The sequence below is a fragment of the Streptomyces sp. E-08 genome (assembly GCF_049913095.1).
Lineage (GTDB): Bacteria > Actinomycetota > Actinomycetes > Streptomycetales > Streptomycetaceae > Streptomyces.
Window position 1 is genome coordinate 1,155,149 of the sequence record NZ_CP183971.1, and the last position, 15,121, is coordinate 1,170,269.

General features: G+C 72.3%; 14 protein-coding genes. 4 read left to right on the plus strand and 10 right to left on the minus strand.

All coding sequences use genetic code 11. The features are described from left to right. The first annotated feature begins 119 nt into the window (after positions 1-119). Genes ACN9MM_RS05350 through ACN9MM_RS05360 form a run of 3 tightly spaced genes read left to right on the plus strand, consistent with a single transcriptional unit; the run spans position 120 to position 1,538 of the window. Positions 120-560 (plus strand): DUF3995 domain-containing protein, encoded by a 441-nt coding sequence (locus ACN9MM_RS05350; protein ID WP_426362547.1) that lies wholly within the window; start codon positions 120-122, stop codon positions 558-560. A gap of 13 nt (positions 561-573) precedes the next feature. Beyond that, positions 574-1,068, plus strand: coding sequence for an RNA polymerase sigma factor (locus ACN9MM_RS05355; protein ID WP_382871039.1), 495 nt, complete (start codon positions 574-576; stop codon positions 1,066-1,068). Continuing rightward, a complete protein-coding gene (locus ACN9MM_RS05360) occupies positions 1,065-1,538 on the plus strand; it encodes a hypothetical protein (protein WP_426362548.1) in 474 nt (157 codons plus the stop codon). The genes ACN9MM_RS05355 and ACN9MM_RS05360 overlap by 4 nt, the downstream gene beginning before the upstream one ends. Here ACN9MM_RS05360 and ACN9MM_RS05365 read toward each other — a convergent pair. The 5 genes from ACN9MM_RS05365 to ACN9MM_RS05385 form a co-directional block, all read right to left on the minus strand. Next, a complete protein-coding gene (locus ACN9MM_RS05365; RefSeq protein WP_426362549.1) occupies positions 1,535-1,954 on the minus strand; it encodes a VOC family protein in 420 nt (139 codons plus the stop codon). The genes ACN9MM_RS05360 and ACN9MM_RS05365 overlap by 4 nt on opposite strands. A gap of 135 nt (positions 1,955-2,089) precedes the next feature. Then, entirely contained in the window at positions 2,090-3,505 is a 1,416-nt protein-coding gene (locus tag ACN9MM_RS05370) for an amidase (protein WP_426362550.1), read from the minus strand. 82 nt (positions 3,506-3,587) lie between these two features. Continuing rightward, a complete protein-coding gene (locus ACN9MM_RS05375) occupies positions 3,588-4,673 on the minus strand; it encodes a chitinase (RefSeq protein WP_426362551.1) in 1,086 nt (361 codons plus the stop codon). A gap of 110 nt (positions 4,674-4,783) precedes the next feature. Continuing rightward, the gene (locus ACN9MM_RS05380; RefSeq protein ID WP_426362552.1) at positions 4,784-5,632 is read right to left on the minus strand and encodes a ribonuclease BN; all 849 of its coding nucleotides are present in this window, start codon (positions 5,630-5,632) and stop codon (positions 4,784-4,786) included. Between the two features lie 134 nt (positions 5,633-5,766). Further along, entirely contained in the window at positions 5,767-7,098 is a 1,332-nt protein-coding gene (locus ACN9MM_RS05385; RefSeq protein ID WP_426362553.1) for a M64 family metallopeptidase, read from the minus strand. A 134-nt stretch (positions 7,099-7,232) separates the two neighbouring features. Between ACN9MM_RS05385 and ACN9MM_RS05390 the strand changes: the two genes are divergently transcribed. Next, on the plus strand, positions 7,233-8,576 hold the full coding sequence (locus ACN9MM_RS05390) for a helix-turn-helix domain-containing protein (RefSeq protein WP_426362554.1): 1,344 nt from the start codon (positions 7,233-7,235) through the stop codon (positions 8,574-8,576). A 16-nt stretch (positions 8,577-8,592) separates the two neighbouring features. Here the strand turns inward: ACN9MM_RS05390 and ACN9MM_RS05395 are convergent, their stop codons facing one another. From ACN9MM_RS05395 to ACN9MM_RS05415, 5 genes are all read right to left on the minus strand, one after another. After that, positions 8,593-10,545 (minus strand): discoidin domain-containing protein, encoded by a 1,953-nt coding sequence (locus ACN9MM_RS05395; RefSeq protein WP_426362555.1) that lies wholly within the window; start codon positions 10,543-10,545, stop codon positions 8,593-8,595. A 68-nt stretch (positions 10,546-10,613) separates the two neighbouring features. Continuing rightward, positions 10,614-11,507: a carbohydrate ABC transporter permease gene (locus tag ACN9MM_RS05400; RefSeq protein ID WP_426362556.1), complete on the minus strand. Its 894-nt coding sequence runs from the start codon at positions 11,505-11,507 to the stop codon at positions 10,614-10,616. Beyond that, positions 11,504-12,475, minus strand: coding sequence for a carbohydrate ABC transporter permease (locus ACN9MM_RS05405; RefSeq protein ID WP_426362557.1), 972 nt, complete (start codon positions 12,473-12,475; stop codon positions 11,504-11,506). The genes ACN9MM_RS05400 and ACN9MM_RS05405 overlap by 4 nt, the downstream gene beginning before the upstream one ends. Before the next feature lie 40 nt (positions 12,476-12,515). Beyond that, a complete protein-coding gene (locus ACN9MM_RS05410; protein WP_426362558.1) occupies positions 12,516-13,811 on the minus strand; it encodes an extracellular solute-binding protein in 1,296 nt (431 codons plus the stop codon). Continuing rightward, positions 13,808-15,097 carry a Gfo/Idh/MocA family protein gene (locus tag ACN9MM_RS05415; RefSeq protein WP_426362559.1) on the minus strand — a complete coding sequence of 430 codons (1,290 nt, stop codon included), beginning with the start codon at positions 15,095-15,097 and terminating at the stop codon, positions 13,808-13,810. Before ACN9MM_RS05415 ends, ACN9MM_RS05410 begins: the two co-directional genes overlap by 4 nt. Positions 15,098-15,121: the final 24 nt, after the last annotated feature.

The window sequence follows — 15,121 nt, forward strand, 5'->3', positions numbered from 1 at the left end:
CGTCCGTACGTGATCCGGATCACAGGGAACGTTCGCCGGGTCCGGGGCCTCCTTCAGGTGTCGACGCCCTTCGGCGCCGGCCCCGAACCCGACCTCGATCCCGACACGGAGGGGACCTCATGGCGGTCATCGACATCGAGCGGCCTCGCACGGCCGGCGGCGGGCGTGCCGTCGCCGCACTGCTCGCCGTCCTCGCGCTGACGCACGTCTACTGGGCGACGGGGCTGACCTGGCCCGCCGCCGACGAGCGGGGCCTCTCGCTGGCCGTCCTGGGCAGCGTCGTGTCCTTCGGGCCCTCGGTGGTGCTGCCGCTCGCGCTCCTCGAAGGGTGCGCCGCGGTCGCCGTGGCCGCCCACGCGCGCGGCGTCCGCGGGCGCCGGATCCCGCGCCTCGTCACGTACGCCGTGGCCGGGGGCATGCTGCTGCGCGGGGCGGCCGGTCTGGTGTGGATCGTGCTGGGCCGGGACGGCTCCGGGGCGGCCTTCCCCTGGCTGAACGCGCTGCTCTACACCCCGCTGAGCCTGGTCTTCGGCTGGACGGCCCTGCGTGCCGCCCGCTGAGACCCCCGCTCCCGTGGACCGGGGTGTCGCGCTCGTCCGGGCCGCCCGGCGCGGCGACACCCTGGCCCTGCACGACCTGCTCGACCACCTCACCCCGTACATCGCCCGGATCTGCGGTCCCATCGCGCTCGACGACGGTCCGGACGCCACCCAGGAGGCCCTGGTCGCCGTCTTCACGTCACTGCGGTCGCTGCGGGAGCCCGAGGCGCTGTACGGGTGGGTGCGGGCGATCTCCGTACGGGAGGCGGTACGGGTCGCCAGGCGCGCGGCGCGGGCGCGGCCCGCGGAGCTCCCCGACGTACCCGGACGGGGGGATCCGCAGCTGGCCGCCGACATCGGCGACGTCCTGGCCCGGCTGTCGCCCGCGCACCGGGCGGTGCTGGTGCTGCGGGACGTCGAGGGGATGGACGAGGAGTCCGCGGCGGCGCTCCTCGGGGTGCCGGCGGGCACGGCGAAGTCCCGGCTGCACCGGGCACGACAGAGCTTCCGAAAGGCGTGGTCCGCGTGAGCGACGAGAAGACGACCGGCGAGGGGAACGGCCCGGTGATCGACCAGGTGCGGCGGCTGCGGGTCATGGCCGCCGGGGTGCGGGGCGCGCGGATCGTGGAGCGGGTGCTGCCGGCGCCGCTGGACGCGGTGTGGGGCGTGATGGGTGATCTGGAGGGCGGCTTCGGGGAGTTCCAGCCCGACATGCGGTCGGTGCGGATCCTGCGCCGGGACGGCGACCGGGTGGAGGCGCTCGCCCGCAGCCGTCACGGTTTCCGGGCGCGCTTCCACGGTGTGCTGCGGCCTGGCTGGTGCTGGCTGCAGAGTCGGTTCCTGATCATCGGGATGGCGGCGGTGGACGAGGGCGGCCGGACCCGGGTGGCGCTCACCGGCGGTGTCCGCGTCCCCGGGCGGGCCGCGCTGGTCCCGTTCGGGGCGCGCCGTGAGCTGGAGCAGGCCATGGCGCGCCTGGCCGAACGGGCCGCCGGCTAGGACCTGTCGCGGCCGGTGATGTTGACCATCCAGGTGATGCCGAAGCGGTCCGTGCACATGCCGAAGACGTCGCCCCACATCTGCTTCTCCAGGGGGACGGCGACGGTGCCGGTGCCGGAGAGCTTCTCCCAGTAGGCGCGGAGTTCGTCGGCGTCCTCGCCGCTCACGCTCACGGCGATGTTGTTGCCGGGGTCGTGCGGCATGCCCGGGGGGACGTCCGCGGCCATGAGGGTGAAGTCGCTGTCGGTCTCCAGCATGCCGTGCATGATCTTGTCTGCGGCGTCCCCGGCCTTGTCCTCGCCGAAGGCGCCGTAGGTGTTGAGGTCCAGGGTGCCGCCGAAGACCTCCTTGTAGAACTCCAGGGCGGCTCGGGCGTCGCCGTCGAAGCTGATGTACGGGTTGAGCCGAGAGGGCACGGGATTCCCCTTTTCCTGACGGGCCGGTGGTTCCGGCCGAGGCTAGGGGAAGCACCGGCGCCGGACGCGGCGACGCCTCGGCCGCGTCCGGGAATTCGACCGGTTGCCTCAGGCGGCCGCCGGCTCACCGTATGGTCACGCGTCCTGGATCCGCCGGAACGGTCGCTCCGCCTCCAGGGTGAACGCCACGTCCAGGAGGGTCCGTTCGCTGCCGGGGCGGCCGGAGAACATGACGCCGACGGGCAGTCCCCCGGCGGTGGCCCGGGGGCCGGGAAGGGAGATCGACGGGGTGCCGACGACGTTGTCGACCGGGGTGAACGCGACGTACGCGAGGATCCGCTCGATGAGCCGCGCGTAGGGGACGGTCGGCGCGAGGTGCCCGATCTCCGGCGCGGGGTGGGCGAGGACGGGAGTGAGGAGGAGGTCGACCCCGCGGAAGGCCGCCGCGTACGCCACCTTGGTGCGCTTCAGCCTCCGCAGCACGCCCGGGGTGCGGTGCCAGTTCTCCAGGTACGTGGCGCGCAGCCCGCGGCTGAGGCCGTCCATGCGGTGCCGGTCGAAGTCCGCGCCGAAGGTCCGGCCGGTGGCGCCGAGGAGGAACGACAGCATGCCCCAGTAGGTGAGGAAGTCCTCGGTGAAGCGCGGATCGATGTCCATCTCGACCGGCTCGACGGTGTGGCCGAGCCGTTCGAGCGTCGTCGCGGTCTCGGTGACGGCCTCCCGGGTGACGGTGTCGGAGGCGACGCCGTTCGGGGAGTCCAGCAGGAGTCCGATGCGCAGGGGGCGCCCGGAGGGCCCTTCGACCAGGCCGACGGGCGGCAGCTTCGGATTGCGCCGGTACGACTCGGCGCCGGCGAGGAACGCGGCGGTGTCCCGTACGGAACGGCTGACGACGCCGTCGACGACGAGGTCCAGGGGCAGCCGGCGGCTCTGCTCGTTCGGCACGAGCCGGCCGCGGGTCGGCTTGAGGCCGACGAGCCCGCAGCAGGCGGCGGGGATCCGGATGGATCCGCCGCCGTCGTTGGCGTGGGCGATCGGCACCGCTCCGGCGGCGACGAGCGCGGCGCTGCCGCCCGAGGAGCCGCCGGCGGAGTGGCCGGTGTTCCAGGGGTTACGGACGGGCTCGGCGTTCTCGTACTCCGTGGTCGGGCTGAAGCCGAACTCGGGCAGCCGGGTCTTGCCGAGCACGGTGAACCCGTTGCTCAGGAACTGGCGGGCGAAGGGGGCGTCCCGTCGGGCCGGCGCCGGTGTGAAGGCCGCGCTGCCGTGGCCGGTGGGCAGGCCCCGGTGGTCGGTGTTGTCCTTGACGAAGGTCGGGACGCCCGCGAAGGTACCGCCGGACCCGGCGGCGGGCGCCGGGGCGTCGGCGTGGGTCTGGACGGCGTGAAGCCGTTCCTCGACGGTCCGAACCCGCTCGGCCGCGTCGCGGGCGGCTTCGGCGGCGCCGACCTCGCCGCGCCGGATGGCGTCGGCGAGCCCGACGGCGTCGTGCTCCCCCAGGGCGTCGTCCCGGAAGGCGTGCACCCTGGTCTTCTCGTCGAAAGTCGTCACCGCTGCCTCAGCCCCCGGCCGTGTGGATGGTCGCCCACCATCATTGCCTACCAGTGGGTAACAGGCGAGGGGTCGGCGCGGTTCAGCGTCCCTGGAGCGCCTTGACGTTGTCGCCGAAGGTCCAGCCCTTCGAGCCGTCCCAGTTGGCCGACCAGGTCATGAGGCCCTTGAGCGAGCCCCCGTAGCGGTTCCAGGCCTGGGCCACGGCGGACGGCGCCATGTACCCGCCGCCCGCGCCGGGCTGGGCCGGGAGGCCGGGGACCTGCTTGTCGTACGGGACCTTGATGGTGGTGCCCTGGATCACGAGACCGCGGTTGAGGCAGTCGGTCTGGGCGACGAACCCGGCGACGGTGCCGGCGGAGTACGAGTCGCCGGAGCAGCCGTACATGCTGCCGTTGTAGTACTGCATGTTGAGCCACCACAGGCGTCCGTTGTCCGCGTACTTCTTGACGATCGGCAGGTAGGCACCCCAGATCGAGCCGTAGGCCACGCTGCCGCCGGTGACGTACGCCGTCTCCGGCGCCATCGTCAGTCCGAAGCCGGCGGGCATCCGGGCGAGGACTCCGTCGATGATGTACACCAGGTTGGCCTGCGAGGTGGACAGGGTGCCGATGCTGCCGCTGCCGACGAGACCGGTCTCGATGTCGATGTCGATGCCGTCGAAGTTGTACTTCTGCAGGATCGGGACGACGGTCGCGATGAAGCGGTCGGCGACCGCGCGGGAGCTCAGGTCGATGCCCGCGGCGGCTCCGCCGATGGACATCAGGATCGTGGCGCCGGCGGCCTTGGCGCCGCACATCTGCGCCGGGGTGGAGACCCGGACGGTGCTGTCCATGCCGTCCTCCCACAGCACCGTCCCGTCGGAGCGGATCACCGGGAACGCGGCGTTGATCACGTTGTAGCCGTGGGCGGCGAAACGCGGGTCGTCGATGGGCGCCCAGCCGAACGGCGGATGGACGCCGTTGGCCGAGCCGTCCCAGTTCTCCCAGTACCCCTGGAGCACCTTCCCGGTGGGCCTCGGCTTGAGGGCACAGGTGTCGGCGGCGGCGGACGACGGGGACTGCGCGGGCGGCGCGCCTTCGGCGGCGGCGGGGCCCGTGAGGAAGGCGGCGGCGAGCAGGGCGGTGAGCCCCGCTCCGAGGACACGGGTGATCCGGGGGGCTGGCATGCGTGCTCCTGGGGACGTGGGGGGGGGTGGTCCTGGGCATGGCGCGCGCTCCAGCAGACCGTAAGTTGGTCCAGACCTTTAGTCAACCACCCTCGCACGCACGGGAGTTGTCACGCCGGAGGCGAGGGTCCAGGGGGCTCCCGCCGCTTCGGTGCGGGCGGCGCACGGTTCAGCTCCTCGTGGACCAGGCGCCCGGCGAGCGCGCCCCCGAACACGACGACGCCGACGGCGACGAGCCAGGTCTGGATGACGAGGAACGCCCCGAACGGGCCGTAGGTGACGGCGCTGGACGCGATCAGCGGCGAGAAGACGAGCCGGGAGAAGATCCTCAGCCCGAGCAGTCCGAGCGTGGTGCACAACGCCCCCGGAAGCAGACTGAGCCACGGGACGCGGCCGCCGAGGAGCAGGCGCTGCGACCACCAGAAGAACAGCGTGCCGCTCAGCAGGGAGACAATCCCGCCCGCCGGCGTCCCGTGCCGGAACCGGGAGACGGCGAAGAGGTAGAGGACCCCGATGAGCACGGCGAGCCACAGCGCGTGACGCCACCGGGCCCGCCAGTGGGCCTGCGGGAGGTCCCAGACCTTCTCGTATCCGCTCTGCACCACCGTGCCGAAGGTCAGGCCGAAGACGGCGAGCAGGGCGAGGCCGAACGCGGTGGTGGTCCGCCACACCTGACCCGGCAGCGAGAAGAGCCGTTCGATCTCGGCCCTGGCCGGCTCGGAGACCCCGATGCCGTCCCCGAGCCACTGCGCGAACCCCTTCCCGCTGCCCGCGCCCGCCGCCGACACCACGATCAGGAGCGGGACGAGCGTGAGGAAGCCGAGCGCGGCGAACCCCAGCGCACGCTGCCACAGCCCGAGCTCCCTGACCGGCGCCCACCGGTGCCCGGCCCGGACCCGGCGGATCACGCTGCGGATCCGCCCGGCCCGGCGCCATCGCCCGACTGGACGGGGGACCATCCCTCCACGGTAGAACCGCGGCGCCCGGGCAACCAGCGGTCCGGCCGGAACCGGCGACGGCCCTCACCCCCGGTGGACCCGGACGGTCCGGTCACCGGGGGTGACGACGTGCGTACGGCCGGGCTGGGGAGGGGTCAGCGCACCTGCCAGGTGAGCGAGTTGGACGTCGCCGCGCGGACCGCCGGGTCGCGGACCGCCGCCGTGGTGTCGGTGACCGTGGCCGTGACGCGCTGGCCGCTGCGGGGGGCGCCGAGCTGGGCCGGGGTCACGGACAGAGCGCCCGCGGCCCGGGTGACCTGCTTGCCGTCGACGTACCAGGTCAGCTTCAGCCCGGACAGGCCGGTCACCGGGGCGAGCCGCACACCGATCTTCTGCCCCGGGCGGACCCGGGTGCCGGCCGGCACGGTCGAGGTCATGCCGTCCGCGTACGTGTAGAAGCCCTTGATCATCGCCTCGCGGCCGACGTGGTTGAACTCCGTGGAGGCCAGGGTGCGCATCAGCGACGTGCTGGTGGGGCGGTAGACGCCGGTCTCGTAGTAGTCGCCGCCCTCGTAGGCGCCGATCACCGAGCCGGTCGGGTCCTGCTCGCCGAGCCAGCGGTACCACTTGCTCGTGCCGAGCTGCGGGGTGACCGAGATGTTGGAGCTGCCGGACACGGGGTACGGGTAGGCGCCGAAGCCCGCGTACTGGTACTCGTCGGCCAGGTTGCCTATGGAGTGGCCGAGTTCATGGGCGCCGATCAGGTACGACTGGGGGTTGTCCGAGGACATGGTCGCGACGCCGTGGTACGACGCCCCGTCGGGCGGGGTGGGGAAGCTGTAGCCCGCGCCACCGTACTTGGCCGAGTTGGCGATGACGAAGACGATGTCGGAGGCCGGTGCCCGGTTGGCGTACGCGGTGACCTTCGACGTGTCGAGGCAGAGCAGCCGCTCCGTGTCCTCGCAGAAGAAGTACGAGCTGAGCGCGGTGTCCCTGACGACACCGGCGGTCGGGTCACCGGAGACGCCGGACTCGGCGGAGGCGGTGTCCACCAGCCAGATGTTGAACAGGCCCCGGTAGCTGGCGTACGGCTCGATGGCGAAGACGTGGTCGAGCGTGGCCTGCGCGTCCGCGTGGAAGTCGGCCTGCTGGGCGGCGGTGTAGCCGTCACCCATGAGCACGAGGTCGAGCCGCCCGGAGACCGGGCCGGTCTCCTGGACGGGCGTGACCGCCGCGGCCGCGGGCGCGGCGGCGGACGCCCGGTGCCGGGCGATCCCGGCGGGCGCCTCGGCGGGGACGGTCTTGTGCCGGGGCGTGCCGCCGGGCCCGTCGAAGTACTCGACCTGGTGCGTCCCACCCGCGCCCGGGCCGGTGGCGGGAACCGGCGCCGCTCCTGCCGTGTGCGCGCCGGCGAGCAGGGCGGCGGCGGTGACGACGGCTCCGACGGAGGTGATCCAGCGTGTGCGGGCTGATCTGATTCCGGGCACGACAACCTCTCTCAAGTAGTGGGTTAACTGTGCTTAAGTAGCCGCTTAAGCTAGAGGGTCGAGAGGAGAGGGCACAAGCCCTCGGCGCGCGGGAGGACCACGTGGGCGGGGTGGGAACTGGCATGATGAGGCACATGGCACAGCGGGACGACCCGGAGACCATCGGCCGCAGGGTCCACCGGCTGCGGCTCCAGCGCGGGCTGACCCAGCGCCAGCTCGCCGAGCCCTCCTACACCCCCGCCTACGTCTCCACCCTGGAGGCCGGCCGGGTACGCCCCTCCGACGAGGCCCTGCACCACCTCGCCGACCGGCTCGGCGTCGCCTTCGACGAACTGGCCACCGGACGGCCCGCCCACCTCGCCACCGATCTGCGGCTCCGGCTCACCGGGGCGCAGCGGACCCTCGCCGACGGCGCGGCCGAGGAGGCCGCGGGACAGTACGCCGGCCTGCTCGACGAGGCCGTGGCCCACGGGCTCGTCGAGGAACAGGCCACCGCGCGGCTCGGACTCGGCGAGTGCGGGCTCGCCACCGGCGACCTCGTGGCCGCCCGCGAGCACTTCGAGCACGCCGAGCGGATCCTCGCCGAGGCCTCACTGCCCGCCCGCGTCCCGGCCCGTCGGGGCCGCGCCGTCGCCCACTACCTTGCGGGCGAACTCCGGTACGCCGTCTACCTCCTGGAGTCCACTCTCGACGAGCTCAACCTCGCCGGACTGCACGACCCCGACGCGCTGCTCCTCCTCTACACCGCCGTGATCGCCCCCTACATGGACATGGGCGCCCAGGCCCGCGCCGCCCAGGCCGCCGAACTGGCCCTCGCGCTCGCCCCTCGGGCCGAGGACCCCGCGCTGATCGCCCGGATGCACCGCTCGGTCGCCCGCACCCTGCTCGCCGAGGGCCGCATCGCCGAGGCGGACGCCTCGCTCGGCAAGGCCGCCGAGATGTACCGCCAGCTGGAGATCCGTACCGAACTGGCCAACTGCCGCTGGATGCGCGGCTACGTGTACGCGCAGAACGGCGAGCTCGCCCTGGCCGAGGAGGAGCTGCGCGCCGCCCGCGCCATGCTCACCTCGCACCGGGCCTCCCTCTACAGCAGCCAGGTCTCCGTGGAACTCGCCGACGTGCTGCACCGGCGCGGCAGGTCCGAGGAGGCCGCCGAGCTGTTGCACGGGGTGCTCGGGGGCCTGTCCCCGGAGCGCGGCGCCGTCCACGCCGCCGCCGCGCACCGGCTCCTCGGCATCATCGCCGAGGACGCCGGCGACACCGCGGCGGCCGAGGAGCAGTACGTGCGGGCCCTGGGCCTCCTGGAGCGGGCGGGCGCGGCGGGCGACCTCGCCGACCTGTGCCGGCTCCTCGGCGACCTGCTGCGCCGCACGGGCCGGGTGGAGGCGGCCCTCGACGCGTACCGCACGGGGCTCGGACACCGCACGGCCGGCACCACCACCCTCGGCCCGGCCCCCGCCCAGCCGCCGCTCCAGTGACGGCGGCGGACGACCGTCAGGTGACGGTCAGTTCGTTCAGGGCGATGTTGCCCCACTGGCGGTTGGCCGCCTTGACGACGATCCTCACCTGGGCGGTGTCCACGGGCGCGGGCAGCGTGAGGGTGCGCCGCTCCACGGTGGAGCTGTTGCTGTTCCAGGTGACGGCGGCGTCGGTGAGCCGGGAGGTCCAGGCCGAGCCGTCCCAGGTCTGGACGTCGACCCCGGTGAAGCCCTGCCCCTGGCCGAAGTGGGTGGCCAGGGTCACCGCGGCGATCCGGCGGACGGAACGGAGGTCGAGCGTGATGCTGCCCGGGAGGGTCACGCCGACCGGACTCGCCCAGCTCGTCGCCTCGTTCCCGTCGGCCAGGGCGGCGACGGTCCCCTGGCCCGTGCCCAGGGTGGTCGAGGCGAGGGGCGCCCCGTAGCTGCCCGGCGCGCCCTGGACGGCTCCGACGGCGACGGTGGCGGGGAGCGCGGCGCCGAGGATGTCCCGGCCGCCGTTGCCCGCGACGGCCAGACCCGCGTCGATGGCGGCGGACCCGGGGAGCGGCCGGTAGCCGGCCAGGTCGGTGCGGGAGGTGGCGGTGCCGGGCGCGGTGAGCTTCGGGTCGCCGGTGATCGCGGCGGTGTCCGGCGGGACGGGTCCGCCGCGGTAGAGGTTGTTCCGGTAGGTGATGCCCGCGGTGTCGTACGGCAGGTTCGCCTGGTTGACGAAGAGGTTGTTCCGGAAGGTGACGTTCTTCGGGTTGTGGTAGACCTGCGCGATCTTGTACAGCGGCCGGCTCGGCGAGGACGAGACGTAGACGGTGTTGTTGTAGACGTCGACGCCGTCGGTGTTGGTGGAGAAGGTGAAGATCTCGTTGCCGTCGTTCTGGCTGATGTTGTAGCGGACGACGGCACTGGCGGGGGCGGAGCCCAGGGACACGGAGAGGAAGAAGCCGCCGCCGTTGTCGTGGCTGTAGTTGTACTGGACCAGGCTGTCGTGGGTGGAGGCGTCCGCGTCGAAGGCGGTGCAGTCGAGTCCCCGGCCGCCGAAGCGGGCGCCGTACACCTCGTTGTACTGCACGGTGGTGCGGTCCGCGCCGGACCACCAGATGCCGACGTTGGTGGTGGTGGAGGTGGGCCGGGCCACGGTGTTGTACTCGATGAGGGTGTCGGCGACCTGGTTGGGGTTGATGCCGCCGGAGCCGACGTCGTGGACGTGGTTGCCGCGGATCACCAGGCCGGTGCTGGGGGTGAACGGGCCGTACTCGGTGGACGGGATGTTCAGTTCCCCCCACAGCGAGGTCCAGCCCTCGCGCTGCATCCAGGTGGACCAGGTGGTGATGCCGTACGCGCGGGTGTCGGCGATCTCGTTGTTCTCGATCAGCATGCCGGTGTAGTACGTCGGGACGCTGTTGCCCCGGACGTCGACGAGGATGCCGGCCGAACCGATGTTGCCCTTGCCGACCTGGGCGACGCCGTCGATGCCGTGGACGTACAGGTTGCGCAGCGTGATGCCGGGGACGGCGCCGATGTCCTTGGCCCTGACCTCGACGCCCACCCGCCAGGTGGTGGAGCCCGTCCCGTTGGTGATCTCCAGGCCGTCGAGCGTCCAGTGCCTCAGGTTCTCCAGGAGGACGGCCGACGGCACGGTGTTGGCTCCGGCGATGACCGGCTTGGCGCCGGTGCCGTAGGAGGTGGCGGTGACCGGGGCGCCCGCGGAGCCCGACCCCTTGGGGGCGAACTGGCCGGTCCAGGTGCGTCCGGCGAGGAAGCGGACGGTGTCGCCCGGCTGGAAGACCTGCTGGTTCACCCGGGCCAGGGTCCGCCAGGGGGTGCCGGTGGAGGTGCCGTCGGCGGAGTCGTTCCCGCCCGTGGAGTCCACGTGGTACGTGGTGCCCGCCGCCGCCCGGGCGGCGGCGGGCGGTACGGCGACGGCCAGGGCCGTGCCGAGGGCCGCCGAGAGAAGGGTGCGCCTGCTGTGCATGAAGCCTCCTGGAGAAGTGCCTACATCACAAAGGGACTTTCATAAGTCGACATCGCGGTCGCCCGCCCCTACTTGCCGATCCCCGCGGTCATGCCCTCGACGATGCGCCGTCCGCACCACAGGTAGAGGACGATCATCGGGAAGACGAGGATGGCGATCCCGGCGAACATGCCGCCCCAGTCGGACGAGTACTGCATCGTCCCGTAGAGGTGGAGCAGGGCGACCGGAAGCGTGCGCTCGTCCTCGCCGGGGGCGATCACCATGACGAGCAGGGTGGAGTTCCACAGTCCGATCACGTTGAGGACGAGCACGGTGACGATGCCGGGGCGGGCCAGCGGGACGATCACCTGGACGAAGGTCCGCAGCGGTCCCGCCCCGTCCAGCTCCGCGGCCTCCTCGACCTCCTGCGGGAGGGAGCGGAGGTAGCCGCTGAGCACGAACACGGCGAAGGGCAGCGAGAGCGCGACCTCGAAGACCAGCAGGGTGATCCGGTCGTCCCACCAGCCGGTCACCCAGTCCACCATGAAGGTGCTGAGCGACAGCTTGACGACCACGACGGGGATGATCAGGGTCTGCAGCGGAATGCTCATGCCCATCGCGAAGTAGCCGGTCAGAGCGCCCGCCGCGCGCCGTGTCGAACGGGCGAGGACGTAGGCCGCCGGGGCCGCGATACCGACGATCAGGAACGAGCCGGCCGCCGTCAGCAGGACGCTGTTCAGTGCGGCCCTGGAGAACTGCGCGGCCTGCCACGCCCTCGACCAGTTCTGCCACTCCGGCGCGGACGGCAGGGAGAAGGGGTGGAGCCACACGTCGCCCGGCGACTTGAGCGACTGGAGACCGACCCAGGCCACCAGCGCCAGGTTGAAGACGACCCACAGCCAGAGCGCGGTGGACGTCAGCCTGGGGACGAGGACGTCGCCGGCGAACCGGGCCGCCGGACGGATGCCACGGACGGATTTCACGAGAGCTCCACTCGGTCGCGGCGTGTGACGCGGCGGATCAGCACGATCAGGACCGCGGTGACGAGGACGACGAACACGCCCATGGCCGCGCCCTGGCCCAGGTCGGGCACGGTGCTGCCGCCGGAGACGGTGACGTACTGCTGGACGGCGACCGTGCGGGCCTCCAGCGGAGGACTGCCGGGGGTGCCGCCCGTCGTGAACGCGAGGACGATCTCGAACACCTTGAGGCTGTTGACGACCCACAGCACGGCGGCCACAGAGAAGACGTCCCAGGTCAGCGGCAGCGTGATGTGCCGGAACTGCTGCCACGTGGTGGCCCCGCCGAGGTGGGCGTCCTCGTAGAGGTGCGGGGGGATCGCGTCCACGGCCGACATCATCAGGGCGATGTAGAAGCCGGTCGACGACCAGACGAGACCGGCGATGACACAGCGGAACACCAGGTCGGGGCCGAGCCAGGGCAGCCCCTCGACGCCCACCGCCCCGAGGAGGTCGTTGACCGCCCCGTCGGGGTTGAGCAGGAAGCCGATGGCCGCACCGACGGCGATCGCCGAGATGATCATGGGCAGGAAGACCACGGACCGGATGAACGCCCGGCCCTTCGCCTGCCGCAGCACGGTCATCGCCAGGAACGTGACCGCGAAGACGGCGGCGCCGCCGCCCACGGCCAGGACCAGCGTGTTCCGGAACGAGGAGAGGAACGCCTCGTTCTGGAGCAGGGACGTGTAGTTCCGCAGCCCCCGCCAGGACATCTCGGCGCCGGGGCCCGCCCAGCGGTGCAGGCTGACCCAGGCACCGTAGAGCGCGGGCACGACGAACAGCGCGGAGTAGAGGACGAGCGCCGGGAGCAGGAACGGCCAGAAGGACCGTTCCCGCGCCGGTCGCGTGCCGCGTCGCCTGCGCCGCTCGCGCTCCCGCGCCGGGGTGTCGGGGCGGGGTTCGCGCGAGATCCGGACCGCTGTCGCGCTCATGGTCACCTGCTTCGGGGACGTCGGGGCGGTGGGAGGTGGGTCAGCCGTTGGAGGCGATGAAGGCGGCGCTCTTCTGCCTGCCCTGGGCCACGAACTCCTCGGCGGAGATCTTTCCGCCGATCAGCCTGTCGTCGAGGGGCAGGAAGACGTCGGTCCACCAGGCGTTCAGCCCGGGGGCGCCGTCGTACGGCTTGTGGACCGCGGTGGCCCCGGTGATGGCCTTCTGCAGACCGATCAGGTTCGCGGGCGCCGGCACGTCGGAGCGGGCGGGGATGTTGAGCGCCTCGGTGCCGATGCGCGAGGTGTACTTCTTCTGCTGGAAGAACGCGAGGAACCTCTTCGCGGCCTCCGGGTGCCTGCCCTTGGCGTTGACGCCCCAGCCGAGGGTCCCGGCCTCGACGGAGTTCTTTCCGCCGGCCGGGTACTGGAAGGACTCGATCCGCGCGCCGGCGGGCAGCTTGGGCTTGATCTCGCTGGTCAGCCAGGTGCCGTTGATGTTCAGGTCGTACCCGCCGCCGGCGAACCGGTCCTGTGCGGCGGGGAACTTGGTGGCCGTGAACGCCTTCTGGAAGTAGCCGCCCCCGGCGAGCTTCTCCACCTGCCGTGCGGCGGCGAGGACCTCCGGCCGGTCCCAGGCCGCGGGGTCGGTGCCGAGCGCGTACAGGCTGCCGGCGCCGTGGGCGCGGACCAGCGCCGAGTAGAACCAGTACGCGTTGTAGAAGGGGACGGTGCCGTCCTGGCCCACGGGGGTGCGGCCCGCCTTCCTGGCCTTGTCCAGGTACGCGACGAACTCGGCCCAGGTGCGCGGGGGCCGGGTGGTCAGCTCGGGATGCCGGCTCGCGTCGAACCACACGCCGGTGGAGATGACGGTGTGCGGGATGAGGGCAAGGCCCTTCTCGTCGGAGGAGGCCTGCTCGGCGGCGGCCGACAGGGCGTCGCCGACGGTGCCGCCCTCCCCCGGGATCTTCGCCTTCAGGACGTCGTCGACGGGGGCGAGCAGGTTCTGGGCGCGGAACTTGCCCATGTTGTCGGTGGCGGTGTCGAACAGGTCGGGTCCACGGCCGGCCGCCATCTCGGTGGCGAGGCTGTCCGTGCCGTTGCGTCCCATCCACTTCACGTCGACGGCTATGCCGGTCTGCGCGGTGAAGTCGGCGAGGGCCGCCTGGAAGATCTTCGCCTGCGGCTCGTCCTTGCCCCAGGTCGAGGTGTAGGAGAAGGACTTGGCCGTCTCCCCCGCGGCGGAGTCGCCGCCGTTCTTCTTTCCGCAGGCCGTGGTGGTGAGGGCCAGTGCGCCGAGCAGGGCGAGCGCGGTCACCCGTGTGCTGAGCTGCTTCATCGCGTCTTCTCCGGGAGGGATGGGGCCTGGGAGGAAAGGGTGGTGACGGTGTGGGTGCGGCGGGCGGTCTCGGCGGCCCAGACCACGCGGTGGGTGGCCAGGCTCTCGCGCCCGGTGGACCGGATCGAGCCGGGATCCCCGCTGCTCACCGCCTCGACGAAGGCGTCGAGCAGGGCCTCGTCGCCGCCGCCGTGGCCCTCGGCCGCGGAGGCGTCGGTGCCCGTGTCGGTGACGATCGTGGTGTGGCTGTCCGTGACGAAGTCATGGACGTGGAGCCGTACGCCGTCGCCCTCGACGGAGCCGTGGGTGCCGAAGATCCGGGTCTTGCGGTGTTCCAGGGCGGCGAAGGCCGTCATGGTGAAGCTGGCGGTCGTGCCGTCGGCGAACTCCATGTCCACGACCTGGCTGTCGACGACGTCGTTCCCGGCGCCGTACACGCAGCGGCCGTACGGACCGTCCCGCAGGGCCGTCAGCACGCCCCGCTCGGTGTGGTCGTCGGTGACGGCGGACAGCGGCCACCACTCCTTGACCGGATCGCCGAGGCAGTCGAGGTAGATCCGCTTGGCGGAGTACGGGCAGCCGGCCTCCACCGGGCAGTCCAGGCAGTTGGCGGCGGCGCCCTCGGGCCGCTTCTCCGGGCGGAAGTGCACGAGGTTCCCGAAGGAGGAGATCCGCTCCGGCAGGGCCCCCTTGACGTGGACCATCCAGTCCAGGTCGTGGCAGGCCTTGGCCAGGAGCATCGACGCCGACTCGGCCTCGTTGCTCCAGTTCCCCCGTACGAAGGAGTGCGCCTGGTGCCACCAGCCGACCTGCTCCAGGTGCTGGATGTTCATGATCTCACCGATGGCCCCCTTGGCGAGGAGCTCCTTGAGGGCCTCGGTGTAGCGCGTGTACCGCATGACGTGGCAGACGGCGAGCAGGACGCCGTGGCGCTCGGCGGCCTCGGCGATCAGGACGGCCTCCGCCTCGGTCGGCGCCATCGGCTTCTCCAGGAGGAGGTGGTAGCCGCGTTCGGCCGCGAGGACCGCGGGTCCGACGTGCATGCGGTCCTGGGTCGTGATGATCGCGGCGTCGGCGAGCCGGTCCCGGTCGAGCAGCTCGCGCCAGTCGGCGAAGACGTTCTCGCCGGGGATGCCGTGCTCGGCGGCGAACCTCGCGCGGCGCTCCTCGTCGGGTTCGGCCACGGCCACCACCCGCGCCCGTCCGGTGGTCCGGGCGCGGCGGGCGTACCCCGTGCCGCGTAATCCCGCCCCGATGACGGCAAGTTGTACTTCGGAACCCCGCATCGACGTCCTCCGTGGCTTGCGACT